The sequence below is a fragment of the Sphaerisporangium cinnabarinum genome (assembly GCF_055567015.1).
Genome location: NZ_JBVHRG010000012.1, coordinates 101,504 through 119,985, shown reverse-complemented (window position 1 = coordinate 119,985; position 18,482 = coordinate 101,504). Strand labels below are relative to the sequence as shown.

Sequence of the window (18,482 nt, the reverse complement as noted above, 5' to 3'; positions counted from 1 at the left end):
AGCATGGCGGTGGCGTCGAGCAGGGGCGCCGTCCGCGCGAGCGTCAGGAACCCGTGATGACCTCCACCGCCCTCCCCGCCCACGTCCCCACCGCCGGGTCGGCGACCGCGACCGGTCCGTCGGACGGGCCCGTGCCCGGTGCTCCGTCGGCGCCGGCGACGGGCCGCCTGCCGCTGCCCCGCCCACGAGGCCCGCTGAGCGCCGCGCTCCTCGCCGCGCTCGTCGAGCCCCCGGGTGCGGCCGACCGCCTGCGCCCGGTCGAGGACGCCGTCGGGCCGGCGCTGGACGCGGCGGCCGCGGAGATCCTGCGCGACGAGGACGTCCAGCTCGCCCTCACCCTCCTCTACGAGCTGCACTACCGGGGGGTCGAGGGTGTCGACGACGACTGGGAGTGGGACCCGCCGCTGCTCGCGGTGCGCGCGCGGATCGAGGCCCCGTTCGAGGCCGCGGTGCGCGAGCGCGCCGGCCAGCCGACGTGCGATGCGACCGACGCGGCCGGCGTCGCGCGACGGCTGTTCGAGCTCGCGGCGGCCGACGACGGCCCGAGCCTGTCGCGGTACGTCGCGAAACGCGCCGACGCCGGGCAGGCGCGCGAGCTCCTCGCGCTGAAGTCCCTCTACCAGCTCAAGGAAGCCGACCCGCACACGTGGGCCGTCCCGCGGCTCGCGGGCGTGCCCAAGGCGGCGCTCGTGGAGATCCAGGCGGACGAGTACGGCGGCGGTCGACCCGGCCGCATGCACGCCGAGCTGTTCGCGCGGGCGATGCGCGGCGTCGGGCTCGACGACACCTACGGCCGCTACGTCGACGCCGTGCCCGCGGTCGTGCTCGCGGCCCTGAACACGATGTCGCTGTTCGGCCTGCACCGGCGCCTGCGCGGCGCGATCGTCGGCCACCTCGCCGCGTTCGAGATGACGTCGTCGGTGCCGAGCCGCCTGTACGGCAACGGCTTCCGCCGCCTCGGGCACGACGCGGACACCACCTGGTACTTCGACGAGCACGTCGAGGCCGACGCGGTGCACGAGCAGATCGCCGCGCGCGACCTCGCGGGCCGCCTCGTCGAGCAGGAGCCGGCGCTGCGGGACGACGTCCTGCTCGGCGCGGCCGCGTGCCTGGCCGTCGAGGGTGACGTGGCCGCCCACGCGCTCGAGCGCTGGCAGCAGGGCGTCTCGGCCCTGCGCGTGCCGCTCGCGCCGGCCGTCGGGCCACAGCCGGGCCCGGACCCGGTGCAGGAGGGCGACGCGCTGCGTGGCTGACGTGACCTACGTGCTGCCGCTGCGCCGCGAGCAGCCCGACGAGGCGGCGACGGCGGACCTGTCCGCCTACCTGCGCGACCTCGCGCGCCACGTCGAGGTCGTCGTGGCGGACGGGTCGCCCGGTCCCGTCCGTGCGCTCCACGCCGCCGCGTGGGGCGGGTCGGCGCGGACCGTCGAGGTCGGCCCGCCGCCCTCGGGCTGCAACGGGAAGGTCGTCGGCGTGCTCGCCGCCCTGGCCGCGACGACCGCGCCGCGCGTCGTCGTCGCGGACGACGACGTGCGCTGGGACGCCGCGACGCTCGACCGGGCGCTCGCGGCGCTCGACGACGCCGACGCCGTCGTGCCGCAGAACGTGTTCGACCCCCTGCCGTGGCACGCGCGCTGGGACACCGCGCGCTCGCTCGTCAACCGCGCGCTCGGCCACGACTGGGGCGGCACGGTGGTGCTGCGGCGCGACGCGCTCGGCCCCGACGGGTACGACGCCCGCGTGCTGTTCGAGAACCTCGAGCTCGAGCGCACGCTGCGCGCCCACGCCAGGACGGTCGTGTACCGGCCCGACCTGCTCGTCGCCCGTCGCCCACCGACGACGCGGAAGTTCGTCGAGCAGCGCGTGCGCCAGGCCTACGACTCGTTCGCCCAGCCCGCGCGGCTCACGGCAGAGCTCGCGCTCGCCCCGCTCCTCGGTGCGTGCGTCGTGGGGACGGTGCGGGGTCGGGGCACGGCGCGCGCGGCCTGGCTGGGCGCGCTGACCGCGGTGCTGGCGAGCGCGGTCGTGCTGGCCGAGGCGGGACGACGCCGCGCGGGGGGCACCGCGGCGTGGCCCGCGTCGTCGGCGCTGTGGGCTCCCGCGTGGCTGGTCGAGCGGACCGTGTGCGTGTGGGTCGCGGTCGCCTGGCGCGCCCGCGGCGGCGTGCCGTACGCCGGCACGCGGATCCGCCGCGCCGCGCACTCGACGGCCGCGCTGCGTGGCGCGACGGCGCGGGCGGTGGCCGCATGACGGGCACCGGGCGGACGTCGGGCGAGGAGCCCCGGGCGGAGTCGCGGGTGGAGTGGCGGGTCGAGTCGCGGGTGGAGGAGGTCACCGTCACGGCGTGCCCGGACGGGCCGCTCCTCGTCCGCGGGCCCGCGCGCCTCGTCGACCAGCAGGGCCGCGAGATCGAGCGGCGCCGCGCGACGGTCGCCCTGTGCCGCTGCGGGGGCACGGCCATCCCGCCGTGGTGCGACGGGACGCACAAGGTGAACGGCTACCGCAGCGGCGAGCCCGACGACGCGGCCCGCGGCACGGCCAGCGAGGGCGGGACGGGCGCGTAGAACCAGCCGTGGAACGCGGCCCGCGCCGGCTGCGGCAGGACGCGGGCGACCGCCAGCATGGCCTTGCCCTGGACGCCGTGGACGACCTCCGGCCGGCCGTGGACGAGCGCGTCGACGGCCTGCCGCGCCACCGCGGCGACGCTCGGCTTCGGCAGGCGTCCCACGTGCGTGCGCTCCATGCCGGCCTCCCGGAAGAACGGGGTCCGGGTGGGGCCGGGCAGGAGGGCGGTGACCGTCACGCCCGTGCCCGCGAGCTCGCCGCGCAGCGACCACGCGAACGACCGGAGGAACGCCTTCGACGCCGCGTAGGTGGCGAAGTGCGGGGCCGGCATCTCGCCCGCGACGGACGCCGTGACCAGCAGCCGACCGTGCCCCTCGGCGAGGAGGTCGGGCAGGAGCAGGTGCGTCAGGTGGGCGACGGAGCGCACGTTGAGGTCGACGAGCCGCAGCTGCGCCTCGAGCGGGGTGCGCGCGTACGCGCCGTGCACCCCGACGCCTGCGTTGAGGACGACGGTCGAGACGCCGAGCTCGCGCGCCCGTCGGGCGGTGGCCTCGACGCCGCGCGGCGTCGTGAGGTCGACCGTGAGGCCCTCGTGCGTCCCGCCGTGCGCGGCCAGCTCGCCGATGGTCGCGTCGACGTCGCGGTCGGCGACGACCAGGACGTCGTGCCCGCGGCGGGCGAGCTCGTGCGCGACCGCGCGCCCGATGCCGCTCGTCGCACCCGTCACGAGCGCGTTCGCGCGGTCCCGCACGACCGCCGGGGGCCGCGGCGTCACGGGAGGTCCGGGACGTCGTCGTCGCCGAGCGCGACCTCGGCGGGCGGCTCGCGCAGCGCCTGGGCCAGGTGGCCGCCGAGGAACGCGCTCGCGCCGGCGAGACCGTAGGCGGCGAGCGACACGGCGACGCCCGACCGGCGTCGGCCCCCGCGGCGCAGCAGCCACGACGCCCCGTAGAGCAGCGAGACGCCCGAGTTGAGGGCCGCGTGGACCGCGCCGACGCGGCGCGCGCGGCGGTCGACGTCGAGGTAGTCGGCGAGTCCCGTGAGCGCGGTCGGCGCGACCGTGAGGACGCCGAGCCCGATCAGGCGCTGCGCCGCGGGCGCGCTGCGCTCGCCTCCGACGAGGTCGAGCACGGCGGCGCTCGTCCAGAGGCCGACGGGCACGTCGGTGAGCGTCGCGTGCAGGGCGTGGCCGAGCGACCGGCCGTGCAGCTCCTCGCGCAGCCGCCCGTGGGAGGGGACGAGGGCGAGCGCGACACCGCGGACGGTGCCCGAGAGCCCGTCCAGTGCGGGTGAGTCCTCGAGCCGTCGGGCGAGACGCAGGAGGACGGGGGAGTCGTCGTCGTGGACGGCGGGGCCGGGGGCGTCGGGCATGGTGGCTCCTCAGGTCGTCAAGCTCCCGTTCTCGAAGCTGCGTCGACCGTAGGCACGATCGCGTGCGCTCGCGCGCGTGGGCCCGGACGCACGTCGCCCTCGTCCCGGCGGGCTCGGACGAGGGCGGTTCGCCGCGGGGCAGGCGTGCGGCGGTCTTCTTCACCGGCCGCCCCGCGACGGTCACCACGCTAGGGGCTCGGCTCCCGCGGCGGCGTCCCCCGTGGGGGGTGAAGTTCCGGCGTCTCGCGGCCCACGACCCGTCGGGCGCCGCGCCCGGACCGACGAGGTCGGGCGCCCGTCTCGCCCGTCCCCAGATGCGACCGGGTGACGGCGGCCACAGGGTGGAGGGACGCTCGACGCGTCGAGAAGGGGGCGCGTGCCGTGGTCCTCCCGTGCACGCTGGTGCGGGGAGGCGACCTCCCGAGGGAGAGAGCATGTTCTTCCACCGTCAAGAGCTCCAGCACCAGGCCACGCCGGACCGCCCGGACGCCGTCTACGCCCGCAAGCTCCAGGAGGTGCTGGGCGGGCAGTACGGCGAGATCACCGTGGCCATGCAGTACGGCTTCCAGTCCTGGAACGCCCACCTCCCCGGCAAGTACCGCGACCTGCTCTACGGCATCGGTGCCGAGGAGTTCGGGCACGTCGAGATGCTCGCGACGATGATCGCGCAGCTCCTCGAGAAGGCGCCCGTCGGCGCCGTCGAGGGAGCCGTCCAGGACGACCCGACCGTGGCGGCGATCATCGGCGGCACCGACCCGCAGCACGCGATCGTCGCAGGGGCCGGTGCACGGCCCGTCGACTCGAACGGCAACCCCTGGTCGGCCGGGTACGTGACCGCGAGCGGCAACCTGCTCGCCGACTTCACGGCCAACGCGAACGCCGAGATGCAGGGCCGCGTGCAGGTCGCGCGGCTCTACCACATGACCGACGACGCCGGCGTGAAGGACCTCCTGGCGTTCCTGCTCGCGCGCGACACGATGCACCAGAACCAGTGGCTCGCGGCGGCGCAGGAGCTGCGCGACGAGGGCGTCGAGGAGCTCCCGGTGCCCAGCACGTTCCCGCTGTCGAAGGAGGACCGCGACGTGTCCTACCAGTACATCAACTTCTCCGACGGCGAGCATGCGTCCGAGGGGCGCTGGGCGAGCGGCCCGACCCCCGACGGCAAGGGCGAGTTCACCTACGTGGCCGAGCCGCCCGCGGGCGTCCCGATGCCGCCGCCCACGACGCCCGACGAGCGCTTCCACGGCACGACCGGGAAGCCCTCGACGCTCGAGAAGGCGAAGGGCGCCGTCAAGGACGCCCTGCACAAGGACTGAGAGGAGACCGCGTGCTGCTCCTGGCGGCGCACACGCTCGCCCGTGTCGCGCGTCTCGACCTCGCCGTCGCGAGAGGCAGCTACCTCGCCCGGGGCCCGCTCCCGCCGACCATGGACCACCTCGGCCTGCGGTTCGGGCTGCGGGGCGAGACGGCCCCTCGCGGGGGCGGGCTCGTCGCGAGCGCGGCCGCGTAGACCGCACGGCGAGGGCCCGGGTGCACCGCACCCGGGCCCTCGTGCTCCGCGCGTCAGGCGTCGCCCGACGCCTCCCCGCCGGTGCGCGGGTTGACGTTCCCCGGCTCGGCGTCGGGGTCCGTGTCCTCCGACCCCGACCCGCTCGCCTGGCGCCCCTCGCGGGGGTTGAGCGACCGGGGGTCGGCGTCCGGGTCCTCGGCGGGGTCGTAGCCGCGCTCGTCGTTCTCGCTCATGTCGGCCTCCTCGGTCGGGCTCTCGTGCGGGTCTCGCGCCCCGGACGGGCGGCGCGTCCTGCCACCGTCGCACGACCTCCCGGCGCTCGCAGGCCTGGGGATGCCTGGCCGCCGACCCCCCTCGTAGCCTGGGGACGGCGGGCGTGACCGGCAGGTCCCGTCCGTCACGGAGAGTCGAGAAGGGGCCCCGCCTGCACGACGCCAGTCCAGGAGGTCCCGATGCCCGACGCGCCCAGCACGCTCGACACGCTGCCCCGCCTGCGGAGCCTCGCGGAGGTCGCCGAGCTCGTGGAGGTGGTGCGCCCCCTCTACGTGCGGTTCAGCGGCGGTCCTGAGCAGGACGCCGAGAGCGTGAGCCGCGACCACGAGAGCGGGTGCCTGCTGCCCGGTCTCAGCGTCAACCCGCTGACGCCCGAGCCGTGGTGGGAGCGCCCGGTGGAGCACTGGGTGGCGCGCCAGCTCTGCCAGTACGCGCACCTCATGACGCCGGAGCGCTTCCCGTGGCTCCTCACGGGAGAGGTCGCGGGGCGCGGCCCGGACAGCGAGCCGCTCCTGGTGGACGTCGTCCCGGCCGCGTCGCTCGACCCGCGGGTCGTCGAGGAGGCGGGTCGGCTGTACCGGGAGGCGTTCGACCCGGGCGACGACGGGACGTGAGGAGCCGCCCGCCCACGGCCGGGCCCGCGCGCCCGCGTCGTCGAGCAGGCGTCGTCGAGCAGGCGCCGTCACGCGAGGCCGGGCCGCGGGCGGCCGCGCGCGACCGGGACCTCCCGGGGCCGCGTCGCCGCGTACCACCCGGCCACGAGGAGCACCATGAGCGCGACGTCGACGACGTCGCCCGCGTAGTACATGAGCTGCCCGCCGGTGCGCGCGTCGGCGGGGGAGACGCCCGCCGGCGGGTGGGCGTAGAGCCACTTCGCGAGCACGGAGTGGGCGGCGACGAAGGCGACGAGCACGCCCGCGCGCACCCGGAAGGACGCGCGGGACGGGTGCGGGTCCGGTCCGACGAGGGACGCGGTGAACAACCAGCCCGCGAGCAGGACGTGCGCGTGCACGACGACGCCCACGACCGGGGAGGTGTGGGCGAGGTGGAAGAGTCCCGTCGTGTACAGGAGCCAGAGCCCGCCCGCGTCGAGGAGGCCGGCGATCACCGGGTGCCCGACGACGCGCGGCACGGGGGAGCGCAGCACCGCGGCGACGCGCCGCGCCCGGGCGGGCGGCAGGGCACGCAGGAGCAGCGACACCGGCGCGGCGAGCACGAGGAGCAGCGGTGCGAGCATGCCCAGCAGGACGTGCCCGGCCATGTGGGCCGTGAAGCTCGACCGCGACGCGTCCGCGAGCGGCCCGACGACCGCCACGCCCGCGCTCACGAGCCCCGCGTACCAGGACAGCGTGCGCCGCACGGGCCAGGGGCTGCGCGACCGGGCCGCCCGCAGCCCGGCGGCGTACGCCGCAGCGCCCACGGCGAGGGCGACGACGGCGACGACCGTCAGCAGGGCGGGCCCGCCGCTCGCGACGTGGTCGTGCGGAGGCATCACGCGGTCCCGGCGGCGCCTGCACGAGCGGGCCGCGCGCGGCGCAGGACCACGAGCCCGACGGCGAGCGCGACGACCGCCGTCCCGATCCACACGACGTCGTACACCAGGAGGTCGACGCCGTACCGGATCTGGTGGATCCCGAGGATCTTGTGGTTGAGGACGCCGTCGAGGAGCTGGAAGCCCCCGACGCCGACGACCACGGACCCGACCCACCGTGACCACGACACCTCCGTGCGGCGGCGTACGTCGGCGAGCAGGAACAGACCCCAGACGGTGACGAACCAGCCCACCGCGTGGAAGACGCCGTCGGCGGCGAGCGCCACCTGGGTCGTCGACAGGTCGTAGAAGTGGTGCCACTGCAGGCCCAGGTGGAACACGAACAGGTCGATGATCGACGCCGCGATCCCGGCACCGAACAGGACGCCCGACAGCACGGTGCGGCGGTCGTGCGCGTGCGCCCCGTCGGCGTCGTGGGGGACGCTCACGGGAGGCCCGGGTCGTCGTCGGCGGGGTCCGGCGCGTCCTCCACGACGAGCGCGCGCAGGAGGGACTCCGCGACCTCGCGCGGGCTCACGTTCCGGTGCCGGGACGCCGAGTCGATGATGCGGCGGGCCTCGTCGGCGGAGCACCGGTTCGTCTGCATGATCGCCCCGACGGCGCGCTCGGTCGCCACGGCGTCGGACATGTCCCGGTAGAAGCCCGCGGTCGAGTCCTCGAGCACCGCGAGCTCGAGGCGGAGGCCGACCGCCGACGCGACGAGCTGCGCGAACGCGTCGGCCGCCGTCAGGAGCTCCGGCGTCCAGGGGTCGGGCGCGCGCGAGTACAGGTTGAGCGCGACGGCGACGTCGGCCGTGACGGCGGCGGGGACGGCGGCCGCCGTGACGAAGCCCTCCTCGACGCACTGGCGCGACCAGCGCTCCCACCCGGGGGCGTCCGCCACGGACGCGATGACGCGACGTCCTCCGTGGTCCATCGCGTCGATGCACGGGCCGCGGCCGTCGAGCGCCTCGGCCTGGTCGCAGCGCGCGGCGGCCTCGGTGCTGCTGCCCGCGCGCACGCTCACCCCGGCCTGGCGCATCGTCACGCTGACCTCGAGGCCGTGGCCGAGGATCGTCGCGGCCCGGTCCGCGAACTCCTGGGGAAAGCCGGCGATGCCCATCGCGCCCTCCCTTCCTGGACGTGGCCGCCCACGGTGTCGTGGGCAGGTCCCCCACGCTACGGGGGGTGCCTCGCGCTCGCGCGGAGTCGCGGTGGGCGCGAGCGGTTGCCAGTGCGGGGCGCGCGACTAGCGTCGCCTCATGGTGACCGTCACTCGGGCCGTGCGATGCCCCTCCGACGCGGTGCTCGGCGTCCTCGCGGACGGCTGGTCGTACTCGACGTGGGTCGTCGGGACGGCGCGGATCCGCGCCGTCGACGACTCCTGGCCCGCGCCGGGTTCGAGGATCCTCCACTCGGTCGGGCTGTGGCCCGCGCTGCTCGACGACGAGACGGTCGTGCGCGCCTGGGACCCGAACCGGGGGATCGACCTCCAGGCGCGCGGCTGGCCCGCGGGCGAGGCGCGCGTGCGGATCGAGGTGCGCCCGACGGAGCAGGGCTGCACTGTGCGCATCACCGAGGACGCCGAGAAGGGTCCGGGCACGCTCGTGCCCCGGCCGCTCCGGAGCGCGGTGATCGGCCCCCGGAACGTCGAGGCCCTGCGGCGGCTCGCGTACCTCGCGGAGCGCCGGAACCCGTAGCGCTCGCGGATCGTGCCGGCGGCGCGCCGGGTCAGGGGTCGCGCAGCAGCCGTGCCCACGCGGTGCGCACGAGCGCGCGGCGCAGCGACCCGCGCGGTCCGGCGGCGGCGAGCGCGGCGCGCGCCGCGTTCCACCCGCACGCCCCGTGGACGCCGCCGCCGGGGTGGGCGGACGCGCTCGCGAGGTAGAGCGACGCGACGGGCGTCTCCGGGCGGCCGAGTCCGGGCGTCGGGCGCAGGAACAGCTCCTGGTGCACGGCGGAGGTGCCGCCGTTGATCGCCCCGCCCGCGAGGTTCGCGTCGGCCGCCTCCAGGTCGGCCGGGGTCTGCACGAACCGGCCCACGACCGCGTCGGAGAAGCCGGGAGCGACGCGCTCGACCGCGTCCTCCACGCGACGCACCTCGTCCGCGACGCGCTCGCGCGTCCACGGCACGCCGTGCGGCACGTGCGTGTACGCCCACGCCGACTCGGTGCCCGCGGGCGACCGCGTGGGGTCCGAGGTCGTCATCTGCCCGAGGACGAGGAAGGGCCGCTCGGGGACGTGGCCGCGCGAGAGCGAGGCCGCGACGTCGACGAACCCCGCCCGGTCGACGCCGAGGTGCACCGTGCCCGCACCGCGCGCCCCGGGCGCGGTCCACGGGACCGGCCGGTCGAGCGCCCAGCTCACCTTCACGGTCGGGTGGTCCCACTGGAACCGGCCGAGGTCGCGCACGAGCCGTGCCGGGAGCCGGTCGGCGCCGACGAGGTCGAGGTAGAGCGCGGGCGCGCTGACGTCGGCGAGCACGGCGTGGCGGGCGCGCACGTGCCTCCCGTCGGCCGTGCTCACGCCGACCGCGCGGCCGCGCACCACGTGCACCCGCTCGACCCGCGCGCCCGTGACGACCTCACCGCCGCGGGCGCGGAGCCGCGAGACGAGCGCGTCGGGGAGCCGGCCGGCCCCGCCGGCGGGGACCGGGAAGCCGACGTCCTGGCCGAGCATGGCGAGCAGCCAGCCGAACACGCCGCTGCCCGCGGCGTCGGGCGGGACGTCGGCGTGCATCGCGTTGCCCGTGAGCAGCAGGCCGCCGCCCTCGCCGCGGAACGTCTCGTCGGCGAGGCGGCGCACGGGCAGGACGGCGAGCCGGGCGAGGTCGAGCGTGCCCGCCGCGCCGAGCCGGCGCAGCACGCGCAGCACCGGCCCGGCCGCCGGGAGCGGGCTGAAGAGCGCGTCGAGGAGCGGGTCGCGCACGCGGTCCCACCCGGCCACGAGCTCGAGCCACGCGTCGCCGTCACCGGGCGCGACCTCCTCGAGCCCGGCGGCGGTGTCCTCGGCACGGGCGCGCAGGACGGCGGCACCGCCGTCGTCCAGCGCGTGCGCGAGGACGTCCGGGGCGCGGGACCACGTGAGCCCGTGCTCCTCCAGGTGCAGGCCCCGGATCACCGGCGACCCCGCCGCGAGCGGGTAGAACGCGCTGAAGAGGTCCGTCTCGTACCCCGGTGCCGCGACCTCGGCGGAGCGGACCGCGCCGCCGTACGTGTCCTGCGCCTCGAGCACGAGCACGTCCCACCCCGCGTCGACGAGCGCGTTCGCGGCGACGAGGCCGTTGGGCCCCGCGCCGACCACGACCGCGTCGACGGTGGTCAGGCCCACGGGTCGAGCACGACCTTGATGCAGCCGTCCTCCTTGCGCTGGAACGTGCGGTACGCGTCCGGGGCCGACTCGAGCGGCAGCCGGTGCGTCCGGAGGTCCAGCACGCCGAGCGGGTCGGAGACGTCGGCGGCGAGGGGGAGGACGTCGTCGGTCCAGCGCCGCACGTTCGCCTGCCCCATGCGCAGCGTCACCTGCTTGTCGAAGAGCTGCATCATGGGCAGGGGGTCCTTCGCCCCGCCGTAGACGCCCGAGATCGAGATCGTGCCGCCGCGGCGGACGAGGTCGATCGCGGTGTAGAGGGCCGCGAGGCGGTCGGTCGCGGCGCGCTCCGTGAGGGGCGCGGCGAGGACGTCGGGCAGGACGCCGACGACCTTCTGGGTGGCCTCGGCGACGGGGGAGCCGTGCGCCTCCATCCCGACGGCGTCGATGACCGAGTCCGCGCCGCGGCCGGACGTGAGGTCGCGCACCGCGCCGACGAGGTCGTCGACCGCCGACGGGTCGAGGGTCTCGACGCCGTGGCGCTCGGCCATCGCCCGCCGCTCCGGGACTCGCTCGATCCCGACGACGCGGGACGCGCCGCGGTGCAGCGCGATCCGCGCGGACATCTGGCCGATCGGGCCGAGCCCCAGCACCACGACCGTGCCGCCGGGCGGCACGTCGGCGTACTCGACGGCCTGCCACGCGGTGGGCAGCACGTCGGACAGGTAGAGGTACCGCTCGTCCGGGGAGCCGTCGTCGGGCACGACGACCGGCCCGTACTGGGCCTGCGGCACGCGCAGGTACTGGGCCTGGCCGCCGGGCACCTGGCCGTAGAGCTTCGTGTACCCGAAGAGCGCGGCGCCCTTGTCCTGCGACCGGACCTGCGTCGTCTCGCACTGGGTCTGCAGGCCGCGCTCGCACATCCAGCAGTGCCCGCACGCGATGTTGAACGGGACGACGACGCGGTCGCCGACCCGGAGGTTCCCCGCCTCGGGCCCGACCTCCTCGACGACGCCCATGGTCTCGTGGCCCAGGACGTCGCCGGCGTCGAGGAACATCCCGAGCACCCCGTACAGGTGCAGGTCTGAGCCGCAGATCGCGGTCGACGTGACGCGCACGATCGCGTCCGTGGGCTGCTCGATCCGGGGGTCGGGCACGTCCTCGACGCTCACCTTCTCGCGTCCCTGCCAGGTCAGTGCTCGCATGGTGCTGCCGTCCTTCCGTGGGTGGTGCGTGAGGGGTGTGCCGCCGGCCGGGGCGACGGCCTTCCGTTGCGTCTCGCTCGCGGGGGCGGCGCGGGTCGACGGGTGTCGGAGCGTCGCGCTGGATCGCGTCCCCCGAGCTGTCCCGGAGGCGACCGAGCGAGAGGCCGTGGCGGTGACCACCGCTCGCGCGCGTCGGCGTCTGGCTGCACCGACGCCGCCAGTGAAGCACCGGCTCTGCCCGCTCACACGTCGAACCGTCGCTCGTGCCCGGTCGTCGAGCACCCGGGTGGGAGGGCGCGCGTGCGGGTGCCCGCCGGGCGGGGCACCCTCGTGCCGTGGCACGAGACGAGAGCAGCACGGGTCGGACCCCGCTCGCGGCCCGGGCGCCCCGGGTCGTGGAGGCCGGCACGCGGGCGCGCCGGGCGGTCGCGGCGGCGCAGCGGCAGTGGGTGCGCCACCCCCGGTGGTCGTTGGCCGTCAAGGGCGCGCTCGCGGCGGCGGTCGCGTGGTACGTCGGGGTGCTCGCCCCGGCCCCGTTCTCCGAGTACCCCTACTACGCCCCGCTCGGCGCGGTCGTCGCGACGACGAGCACGCTCGCGCGCTCCGTCCGCGAGTCGGCCCAGGCGATCCTCGCGATCCTCGTCGGCGCGGCGATCGCCCGCGGCGTCGACCTCGTCCTCGCCCCGAGCGCGCTGTCCGTGGCGCTCGTCGTGGGCCTCGCGCTCCTGTGCGCGGGCTGGCGGCGGTTCGGCGAGATGGGCACGTGGGCGGTCACGTCGGCCCTGTTCGTGCTCATCATCGGCAACGACGCGAAGGTCGAGTTCGTCGGCGCGTACGCCGGTCTCGTCGTCGTGGGTGCGGGCATCGGCGTCGTCATCAACCTGCTCGTGCCCCCGCTGCCCCTCACCCCGACCGAGGAGGCCCTCGACGGGCTGCGCGACATGCTCGTCGACCAGGTCGAGGCGCTCGGCGACGGTCTCGCGGGCGAGCGCCCGCCGTCGGCGGAGGAGTGGGAGGAGCGACGGCGCGAGGTGGAGCCGACGCTCACCCGCGCGCGCGACGCCGTCGCGCGGACGCGCGAGGCCGCGCGCGCCAACATCCGGCTGCGCCGGCACCGCGACTGGGCCGCGTCGCAGGTGCGGCGCGCGCAGGAGCTCGAGGGGTCGGCCGACGTCGTCGAGTCGCTCGTGCGCCTGCTCGTCGAGTGGGAGCGCGAGGACCGCGACGACCTCGCGCTCGGCGCCCGCCTGCGGCCGCTCGCGGCGCGCGCCCTGGACGCCTACGCCGGTGCGCTGCGGTCCGTCGGCACGGAGCCCGCCTCCGAGGAGGCGCTGCGCGAGCTCACCGAGCGGACGCAGGAGCTGCACGAGGGGGTGCGGGCGGCGCGCCGCGAGGACGACCAGGACTACTTCGTCGCGGGCGCGGTCGTGCTCGCGCTGCGGCGCGGCGTGGCGGCGCTCGCGGCCGCCTGACGACGGGCGCGCGGAACCGCCCCGGTCCCGCGGGCTGGTCGGACGCAGCCGTGCGGGGCCGGGGCGGTTCAGGCGGCCGGGGACGGCGTCAGCCGCAGGTGTGCGCCGCGTGCTCGACGACCTCCTCGCTCGACACCTCCTCGCCGTCGACCGTCGCCGTGGCCGCCACGGTGACGGAGCCCGCCTCGAGCACCGTCGCGCGCGCGGCGAACGACTGGTAGGCCGCCGCCCCGGGTGCGACGCCCGCGACCGCGCGCGACCCGAACGCCGTGGCGATCGTCACGTCCGCCGCGACGTCGGACGCGTTCGTCGCCGCGACCGCGAGGTACGCCTTGCCCGCGAGGCACCGCGGCGTCACGACGACGTCGAGCGCCACGCCGGCCGGCTCCTCGGCCGGCGTGACCACGAGGCCGCGCAGGCTGCCGGTGTTGTCGAACGAGCCGAACCCGACGCGTCCCGTGCCGAACGTCGTGTCGTTCGCGGTGAGGAGCGGCGTGTCGAGCCCGTCGACGTAGACGGCGACGTCGCCGCTGTCGGCGCAGCGCACGACGCGCACGTCGTGCCACTCCTCGTCGGTGACCGCCGGGGGAGCGCCGACGGCGCCGTCCCACTGGTCGTCGATCCGCTCCCGGTCCTTGCCGTCGACCTTGAAGATGCCGTTGTGGGCGTAGATCGTGTTGTCCTGCGACAGGTGCGCGTAGTAGTACTGCGTGTCCGACTGCCATCCGAACACCACGATCACGTCGCGGTTGTTCACGGACGCGGGGGCGTCGAGCCGCACCTCGGCGTCGAGCGCGAACGAGCCGAGCTCGGGACCCTCGGTGAGGACCGCGTACTCGAACGGACGGCGGATGCCGTCGTCCGGGTTGTCGCCCGCCTGCGCGAGCACGACGGCGTCGCCCGGGAACTGCCACTTGGCCGGCGTCCGAGGCGCCCAGTGCTCGGCACCGAGGACGTCGGTGATCGGCTCGCCCGCCGGTGCGCACGACGGCGGCGCCGGGGGCTCGACCGGCTCGGCGCCGAACAGCGCGTACTGCGCGGCGACCTGCTCGGGCGTCGGGACGACGTCGAGGAACATGAGGTCGTCCATGCGGCCGTGGAACGGGTTCGCCTCGCGCGTGTCCTGCGGGAAGCTGCCGCCGATCTTGATCCCCGCGGGGTCGGTGGGCGACGTCGCGCCCGCGCCCCACGGGTTCGAGGCCGTGTACCGGCCCTCGAGCTCCTCGCCGTTGCGGTAGAGCTTCATCTCGCCGCCCGCGAAGTCGAACGTCGCGGCGAGGTGCACCCACTGGTTGCGCTGGAGGATCTGGTCCCACGGCAGGTCGGCCGCGAACGTCCACGAGCCGCCGCCGTCGAGGCGGCGCCCGAGCGCGACGAGCCGCAGCTCGCCGTCGACCGTGATGACCTCGAGCAGTGCGCGCACCGCGTGCCCGTCCGACGTCCCCGTGAGGACGCCCGCGAGCCCGATCGCGTTGTAGCGGTCGTCGGGGTTCGTCGTGCCCGAGTTGAGGGCGGGGTGCTCGCCGGTCGGCTTGAACCAGCCCATTACGGAGATCTCGTCCGCCCCGGCGAACGCACCGAGCGAGTCGACGCCGTCGGGGTCGTAGAGGCCGGCTTTCCAGTCGTCGTTCGACGCCGTGCGGGGGCTCATCTGCTGCGTCTGGAGCGCCTCGCCCGCGCCGGGGTAGGCCCGGTCGGCCACGCGCATCTCGACGCCGCCGTTGACGAGCTCGATGTCGGTCCCCGACCAGCCCTGGTCCGCCTCCCACGTCGGCGCACCCTGGACGGGGTGGTCGAAGTCGTAGTGCGCGACGAGGTTCGGGGCGAGCTCGGGCAGCGCGACCGGGGAGGCGGCCGTCGCGCGCCGCGCGCCCGTCACCTGCCAGATCTTCCCGTTCGCCTTCGAGATGAGGTACAGCTCCCCGTCGGCGTCCGCGCCGAACCGCAGGTCGACCCGCTGGTCGCCGACGAGCTCCTGGAACGTCGTCTCCGCGCCGTCGGCGAACACGCGCAGGTGCTCGATCTCGGCGAGGTCCCCCGGGTCGCCGTCGTTCCGGACCATCTCGTCCGCCTCGGTGCCCAGGACCCACCCGCGCACGAGGTCGGTGAACAGGTAGCGGCCGCGCAGCTCGGGGATGTCGCCGCGGTACACGAAGCCGCCGTTGAGCGCGACGCCCGCGTCGCCGGTCTGGCCCGGGTCGCGGTTGTGGTCGTACGCGGCGACGGGGTAGGTGAAGCCGTGCTGCGCGTCGTCGGCGGGCAGGGGGAAGATCTGCCGGTTGTCCGCGAGGAACGGTCCCTCGCGCACGGACCAGCCGAAGTTGTCGCCCGGCTCGACGGCGTACACCGACTCGACCTGCCACTCGCCGATGTGCCCGAGGTACATCGTGTGGTCGCCCTCGGGGTCCCAGCTGATGCGGTGCGGGTCGCGCAGGCCGAGGGCATAGATCTCGGGCAGCGCGCCGGGGGTCCCGACGAACGGGTTGTCCGCCGGGATCCCGTACCTCCCGTTGGCGCTGTCGTCGCCGAGCGGGTCGATGCGGAAGACCTTGCCCTGCGGCGTCGCGAGGTCCTGCGGGTTGCCGTTGCCGACACCGTTGCCGCCGTCGCCCACGAGGACGTAGAGGTTGCCGTAGTCGGGGTCCCCCTCGGTCACCGTCGGGTTGAACGCGATCTGCTGCACGGTGTGCACGCGGCCCGCGAACGGCACGCGCAGCACCTCGCGGCTCGTGCCGGCGAAGACCGGTGCGGACGGGTCGGTCGCCCTCCACTCCGTGACGACGCTGTGGAACTGGGTGTTGCCGTACGCCGGGTAGTCCGGCGTGTCCTGCGTCAGCGCCGTGCCGCCCTCGGTGTGCACCGTGTAGAACAGGCCGTTCTCGGCGAAGTCGGGGTGGAACTCGGCCGAGCCGAGGCCCGTGCCGAGGCCCGCGCTGTTGTGGAAGTTGTCGAGGAACTGCTGGCGCACGTCGAGGTACGCCACGTGCGCGCCGGTGTCCTTGTCGACCGTGTAGAGCACCGCGTTGTTGTCCGGCACCATGAGGCGGCCGGAGCCGTCCGGGATCTCGTCGAGGTGCGTGATCCGGTTGTGCCGCACGAGGCGCTGGTCCTGCGTCGCCGGGGTCGTCGACGACTCGGGGAGCTGGGCGAGCTCGGTCACCTCGATGCCGAGGGTCGACGGCGTCGGGTCCGGCAGCGGGTTGAGCAGCGGCTCGCTGGGTGCGGTGCCGCCCCCGGCGCAGTCGGCCGGGTTGCCGGTCGGGACCGCGAGGTTCTGCCCGGTCGTGTCGACCGCGACGTCGTCGAGCAGGAGCCTGCCCGCGCTGCTCGCGCCGTTGATCCAGAAGAAGCGGTCGAGCGCGCCGCTCACGGCCTGCCGGAAGCCGAACTGCTGCTCGGTGCCCGCGGGCAGCCGCGTGACCTCCTCGTAGGGGCCGCCCTGGCTGTACACGCTGACCTTGTCCGTCGCGTTGTCCGCGACGATCCAGACGCACTGCCACGTGTCGCGCGACCACACGCCCGCGGGCTTGAAGGCGCCGCCGTCGCGTACGAGCATGACGTCGTTGTTCTGGTTGTTCACGTACGCGCGGCTGTGCGCGTAGTCGGACGGCGCGTCGAGGTCGGTGATCCCGAACGACGTGTCGACGCTCCCGGAGCGCAGGAAGCGGAAGAACACGGTGCCGGTCGTCCCGTCGGCGATGCCGGGGACGGCGCGGTGGGCCCGCTGGGTCCCCCCGACCATCTCGAGCACCTGGTTGTTGCCGTTGAGCGGGTCGGCGACGACCCGGGCGGCGGAGGAGGCGGACCAGCCGTCCTGGCCGTTCAGGGCGGTGCGCTGGTAGGACTCGAAGCTGAGGACCTCGCTGAACTCGTCCGCGGCCTCCTCCGCGGCCGCCGGGGGTCCGAGGAGGGTCCCTCCCAGGACGGCCGCGAGGGACAGGGCGAGCGCCGCCCTGCCTCGTCGGCTCGCATGCGTAGACGTCATCGTCTGCTCCACTTCGTCGGATGGTGCTGGCACGACGCTGGTTAGCGCTGTCATGCGACCGACCCGCCGGGCGTCCGCCGCCGGGCCGGCCCTCCTGCACGCCGTCGGTCCTCGTCCCCGCGTCGTTGCGGCGAGGGCCGTCCGGGCCGGGCGCACGGTCGGTGACCTCAGCGGTCGCCGCGTCCTGCTCTCCCGTCCTGCTCTCGAGCGGCACGTCCGTGTGCGCGACTCTCGCAGCGTAGGGAAGCGCTTTCCGAGTGTCAAGGGATCGGTCCGCGCGGCGCCCGGGAGGCCGCCCGGACGCCGACGGCGGGCGACCGGACGTGCCGGTCGCCCGCCGTCGGGGCGTCGCGCGGACGGGTCAGGACGCCTGCGCGAAGGTCTGGATGCGGTCGATCTGGAGCGGCGGCTTCTTCTCGCCCGCGGTCACCGCGACCGGGAGCCGGTTCTGCGCCGGGGCGAGCGGGCAGGTGACGAAGTTCGTGAACGCGCACGGGAAGGAGAAGGCGCGGTTGAAGTCGACCACGGTGTCACCGTCCCGCGCGGTGTCGGGGACGCGCACGAGCCGACCGTTGCCGTACGTCTCCTTGCCGCTCGTGGTGTCGGTGAAGTGCGCGTTGCCGCGCTCGATGCCCGTGTCGTCGTCCGGGCGCCCCGCGACGAGGAGCGTGTGCTCCGTCCCGTCCAGGGTGAACGTCACGGTGCCGATCACGCGCTGCTCCTCGAACACCCCGCGCTCGACCGTCGGGTAGTCCGACGCCTGCTCCGCCGTCCGCGTGAACCGCGCCGGGAGGACCCAGCGCTCGTCGAGCGGGAACGTCTCGATGTCGTCGAGGCGCTTGCGGGCCGCCTCGCGCGGGTCGCGGACGCGCACGCCGAAGATCTGGCGTCCGGTCGCGTCGGTGCGACGGATGGTCTCGACGCGCAGGTCGCCGTAGAACGCGGGCACGAGGGAGTACTTGTGACCGGTCGACACGGGCGTCGGTGCCGTCACGGGCGCGCCGTCGAGGGTCACGGTCTCGCCGCTGCCGTCGGGCGTGTACACGACCTCGTCGTCCTGGACCGACCACGTGCCGGGCACGCCCTCGACCTGGAGCGGCTCGGCACCCGTCAGCCAGTCCTGGCTGACCATGGACATCCACCCGTACGGGCTCGTCAGCTCGTCGATCCGGGCGCGGTGCCACCGCTCCCACTCCTGGCGGTACTCGGCGCTCACTGCGGACATGTCGGTCCTCTCGTCGATGGGTCGGGTCAGGATCGG

At 75.6% G+C, this 18,482-nt stretch carries 18 protein-coding genes; 8 read left to right on the top strand and 10 right to left on the bottom strand.

Annotated elements, in window-relative coordinates:
- Positions 1 to 56: 56 nt before the first annotated feature.
- From ACZ4MO_RS17055 to ACZ4MO_RS17045, 3 genes are read left to right on the top strand one after another with little or no spacing between them, the layout of a single operon-like run.
- Positions 57 to 1,253 (top strand): iron-containing redox enzyme family protein, encoded by a 1,197-nt coding sequence (locus ACZ4MO_RS17055; RefSeq protein ID WP_175009820.1) that lies wholly within the window; start codon positions 57 to 59, stop codon positions 1,251 to 1,253.
- Entirely contained in the window at positions 1,246 to 2,250 is a 1,005-nt protein-coding gene (locus ACZ4MO_RS17050; RefSeq protein WP_175009819.1) for a glycosyltransferase family 2 protein, read from the top strand. Before ACZ4MO_RS17055 ends, ACZ4MO_RS17050 begins: the two co-directional genes overlap by 8 nt.
- A complete protein-coding gene (locus tag ACZ4MO_RS17045; protein WP_175009818.1) occupies positions 2,247 to 2,564 on the top strand; it encodes a CDGSH iron-sulfur domain-containing protein in 318 nt (105 codons plus the stop codon). Before ACZ4MO_RS17050 ends, ACZ4MO_RS17045 begins: the two co-directional genes overlap by 4 nt.
- Here ACZ4MO_RS17045 and ACZ4MO_RS17040 read toward each other — a convergent pair.
- Together ACZ4MO_RS17040 and ACZ4MO_RS17035 are read right to left on the bottom strand one after the other, a co-directional pair.
- Positions 2,498 to 3,340: an SDR family NAD(P)-dependent oxidoreductase gene (locus ACZ4MO_RS17040; RefSeq protein WP_186810492.1), complete on the bottom strand. Its 843-nt coding sequence runs from the start codon at positions 3,338 to 3,340 to the stop codon at positions 2,498 to 2,500. The two genes, ACZ4MO_RS17045 and ACZ4MO_RS17040, sit on opposite strands and share 67 nt — an antisense overlap.
- The gene (locus ACZ4MO_RS17035; protein WP_175009816.1) at positions 3,337 to 3,936 is read right to left on the bottom strand and encodes a DUF2231 domain-containing protein; all 600 of its coding nucleotides are present in this window, start codon (positions 3,934 to 3,936) and stop codon (positions 3,337 to 3,339) included. The genes ACZ4MO_RS17040 and ACZ4MO_RS17035 overlap by 4 nt, the downstream gene beginning before the upstream one ends.
- A 434-nt stretch (positions 3,937 to 4,370) precedes the next feature.
- Between ACZ4MO_RS17035 and ACZ4MO_RS17030 the strand changes: the two genes are divergently transcribed.
- Positions 4,371 to 5,252, top strand: coding sequence for a manganese catalase (locus ACZ4MO_RS17030; RefSeq protein WP_108050582.1), 882 nt, complete (start codon positions 4,371 to 4,373; stop codon positions 5,250 to 5,252).
- 11 nt (positions 5,253 to 5,263) lie between these two features.
- Positions 5,264 to 5,446, top strand: coding sequence for a hypothetical protein (locus ACZ4MO_RS17025; protein WP_175009815.1), 183 nt, complete (start codon positions 5,264 to 5,266; stop codon positions 5,444 to 5,446).
- Between the two features lie 53 nt (positions 5,447 to 5,499).
- Here ACZ4MO_RS17025 and ACZ4MO_RS17020 read toward each other — a convergent pair whose 3' ends face one another.
- Entirely contained in the window at positions 5,500 to 5,679 is a 180-nt protein-coding gene (locus tag ACZ4MO_RS17020; RefSeq protein ID WP_021482207.1) for a hypothetical protein, read from the bottom strand.
- 219 nt (positions 5,680 to 5,898) lie between these two features.
- On the opposite strand from ACZ4MO_RS17020, the gene ACZ4MO_RS17015 reads away from it, so the two are divergent.
- Positions 5,899 to 6,333, top strand: coding sequence for a DUF6098 family protein (locus tag ACZ4MO_RS17015; protein WP_175009814.1), 435 nt, complete (start codon positions 5,899 to 5,901; stop codon positions 6,331 to 6,333).
- Positions 6,334 to 6,401: 68 nt separating this feature from the next.
- Here the strand turns inward: ACZ4MO_RS17015 and ACZ4MO_RS17010 are convergent, their stop codons facing one another.
- Genes ACZ4MO_RS17010 through ACZ4MO_RS17000 form a run of 3 tightly spaced genes read right to left on the bottom strand, consistent with a single transcriptional unit; the run spans position 6,402 to position 8,373 of the window.
- Positions 6,402 to 7,211, bottom strand: a complete 810-nt coding sequence (locus ACZ4MO_RS17010) for a cytochrome c oxidase assembly protein (protein ID WP_175009813.1) — start codon at positions 7,209 to 7,211, stop codon at positions 6,402 to 6,404.
- The gene (locus ACZ4MO_RS17005; protein ID WP_175009812.1) at positions 7,211 to 7,699 is read right to left on the bottom strand and encodes a DUF2243 domain-containing protein; all 489 of its coding nucleotides are present in this window, start codon (positions 7,697 to 7,699) and stop codon (positions 7,211 to 7,213) included. The genes ACZ4MO_RS17010 and ACZ4MO_RS17005 overlap by 1 nt, the downstream gene beginning before the upstream one ends.
- Positions 7,696 to 8,373, bottom strand: a complete 678-nt coding sequence (locus tag ACZ4MO_RS17000) for an ANTAR domain-containing protein (RefSeq protein WP_175009811.1) — start codon at positions 8,371 to 8,373, stop codon at positions 7,696 to 7,698. The genes ACZ4MO_RS17005 and ACZ4MO_RS17000 overlap by 4 nt, the downstream gene beginning before the upstream one ends.
- Before the next feature lie 139 nt (positions 8,374 to 8,512).
- Here ACZ4MO_RS17000 and ACZ4MO_RS16995 point away from each other — a divergent pair, with 139 nt between their 5' ends.
- Positions 8,513 to 8,950 carry an SRPBCC family protein gene (locus ACZ4MO_RS16995; RefSeq protein WP_175009810.1) on the top strand — a complete coding sequence of 146 codons (438 nt, stop codon included), beginning with the start codon at positions 8,513 to 8,515 and terminating at the stop codon, positions 8,948 to 8,950.
- Positions 8,951 to 8,981: 31 nt separating this feature from the next.
- On the opposite strand, the gene ACZ4MO_RS16990 is transcribed toward ACZ4MO_RS16995, so the two are convergent.
- Both ACZ4MO_RS16990 and ACZ4MO_RS16985 read right to left on the bottom strand, forming a co-directional pair.
- Positions 8,982 to 10,580 (bottom strand): phytoene desaturase family protein, encoded by a 1,599-nt coding sequence (locus ACZ4MO_RS16990; RefSeq protein ID WP_255437356.1) that lies wholly within the window; start codon positions 10,578 to 10,580, stop codon positions 8,982 to 8,984.
- Positions 10,571 to 11,764 (bottom strand): alcohol dehydrogenase catalytic domain-containing protein, encoded by a 1,194-nt coding sequence (locus tag ACZ4MO_RS16985; protein WP_175009809.1) that lies wholly within the window; start codon positions 11,762 to 11,764, stop codon positions 10,571 to 10,573. Before ACZ4MO_RS16985 ends, ACZ4MO_RS16990 begins: the two co-directional genes overlap by 10 nt.
- 335 nt (positions 11,765 to 12,099) lie before the next feature.
- Here ACZ4MO_RS16985 and ACZ4MO_RS16980 point away from each other — a divergent pair, with 335 nt between their 5' ends.
- Positions 12,100 to 13,236, top strand: a complete 1,137-nt coding sequence (locus ACZ4MO_RS16980; RefSeq protein WP_186810491.1) for an aromatic acid exporter family protein — start codon at positions 12,100 to 12,102, stop codon at positions 13,234 to 13,236.
- A gap of 88 nt (positions 13,237 to 13,324) precedes the next feature.
- Here ACZ4MO_RS16980 and ACZ4MO_RS16975 read toward each other — a convergent pair whose 3' ends face one another.
- Together ACZ4MO_RS16975 and ACZ4MO_RS16970 are read right to left on the bottom strand one after the other, a co-directional pair.
- Positions 13,325 to 17,221 carry a PQQ-dependent sugar dehydrogenase gene (locus ACZ4MO_RS16975; protein WP_255437355.1) on the bottom strand — a complete coding sequence of 1,299 codons (3,897 nt, stop codon included), beginning with the start codon at positions 17,219 to 17,221 and terminating at the stop codon, positions 13,325 to 13,327.
- Positions 17,222 to 17,582: 361 nt separating this feature from the next.
- On the bottom strand, positions 17,583 to 18,446 hold the full coding sequence (locus tag ACZ4MO_RS16970) for a DUF1684 domain-containing protein (RefSeq protein WP_175009807.1): 864 nt from the start codon (positions 18,444 to 18,446) through the stop codon (positions 17,583 to 17,585).
- Positions 18,447 to 18,482 lie beyond the last annotated feature (36 nt).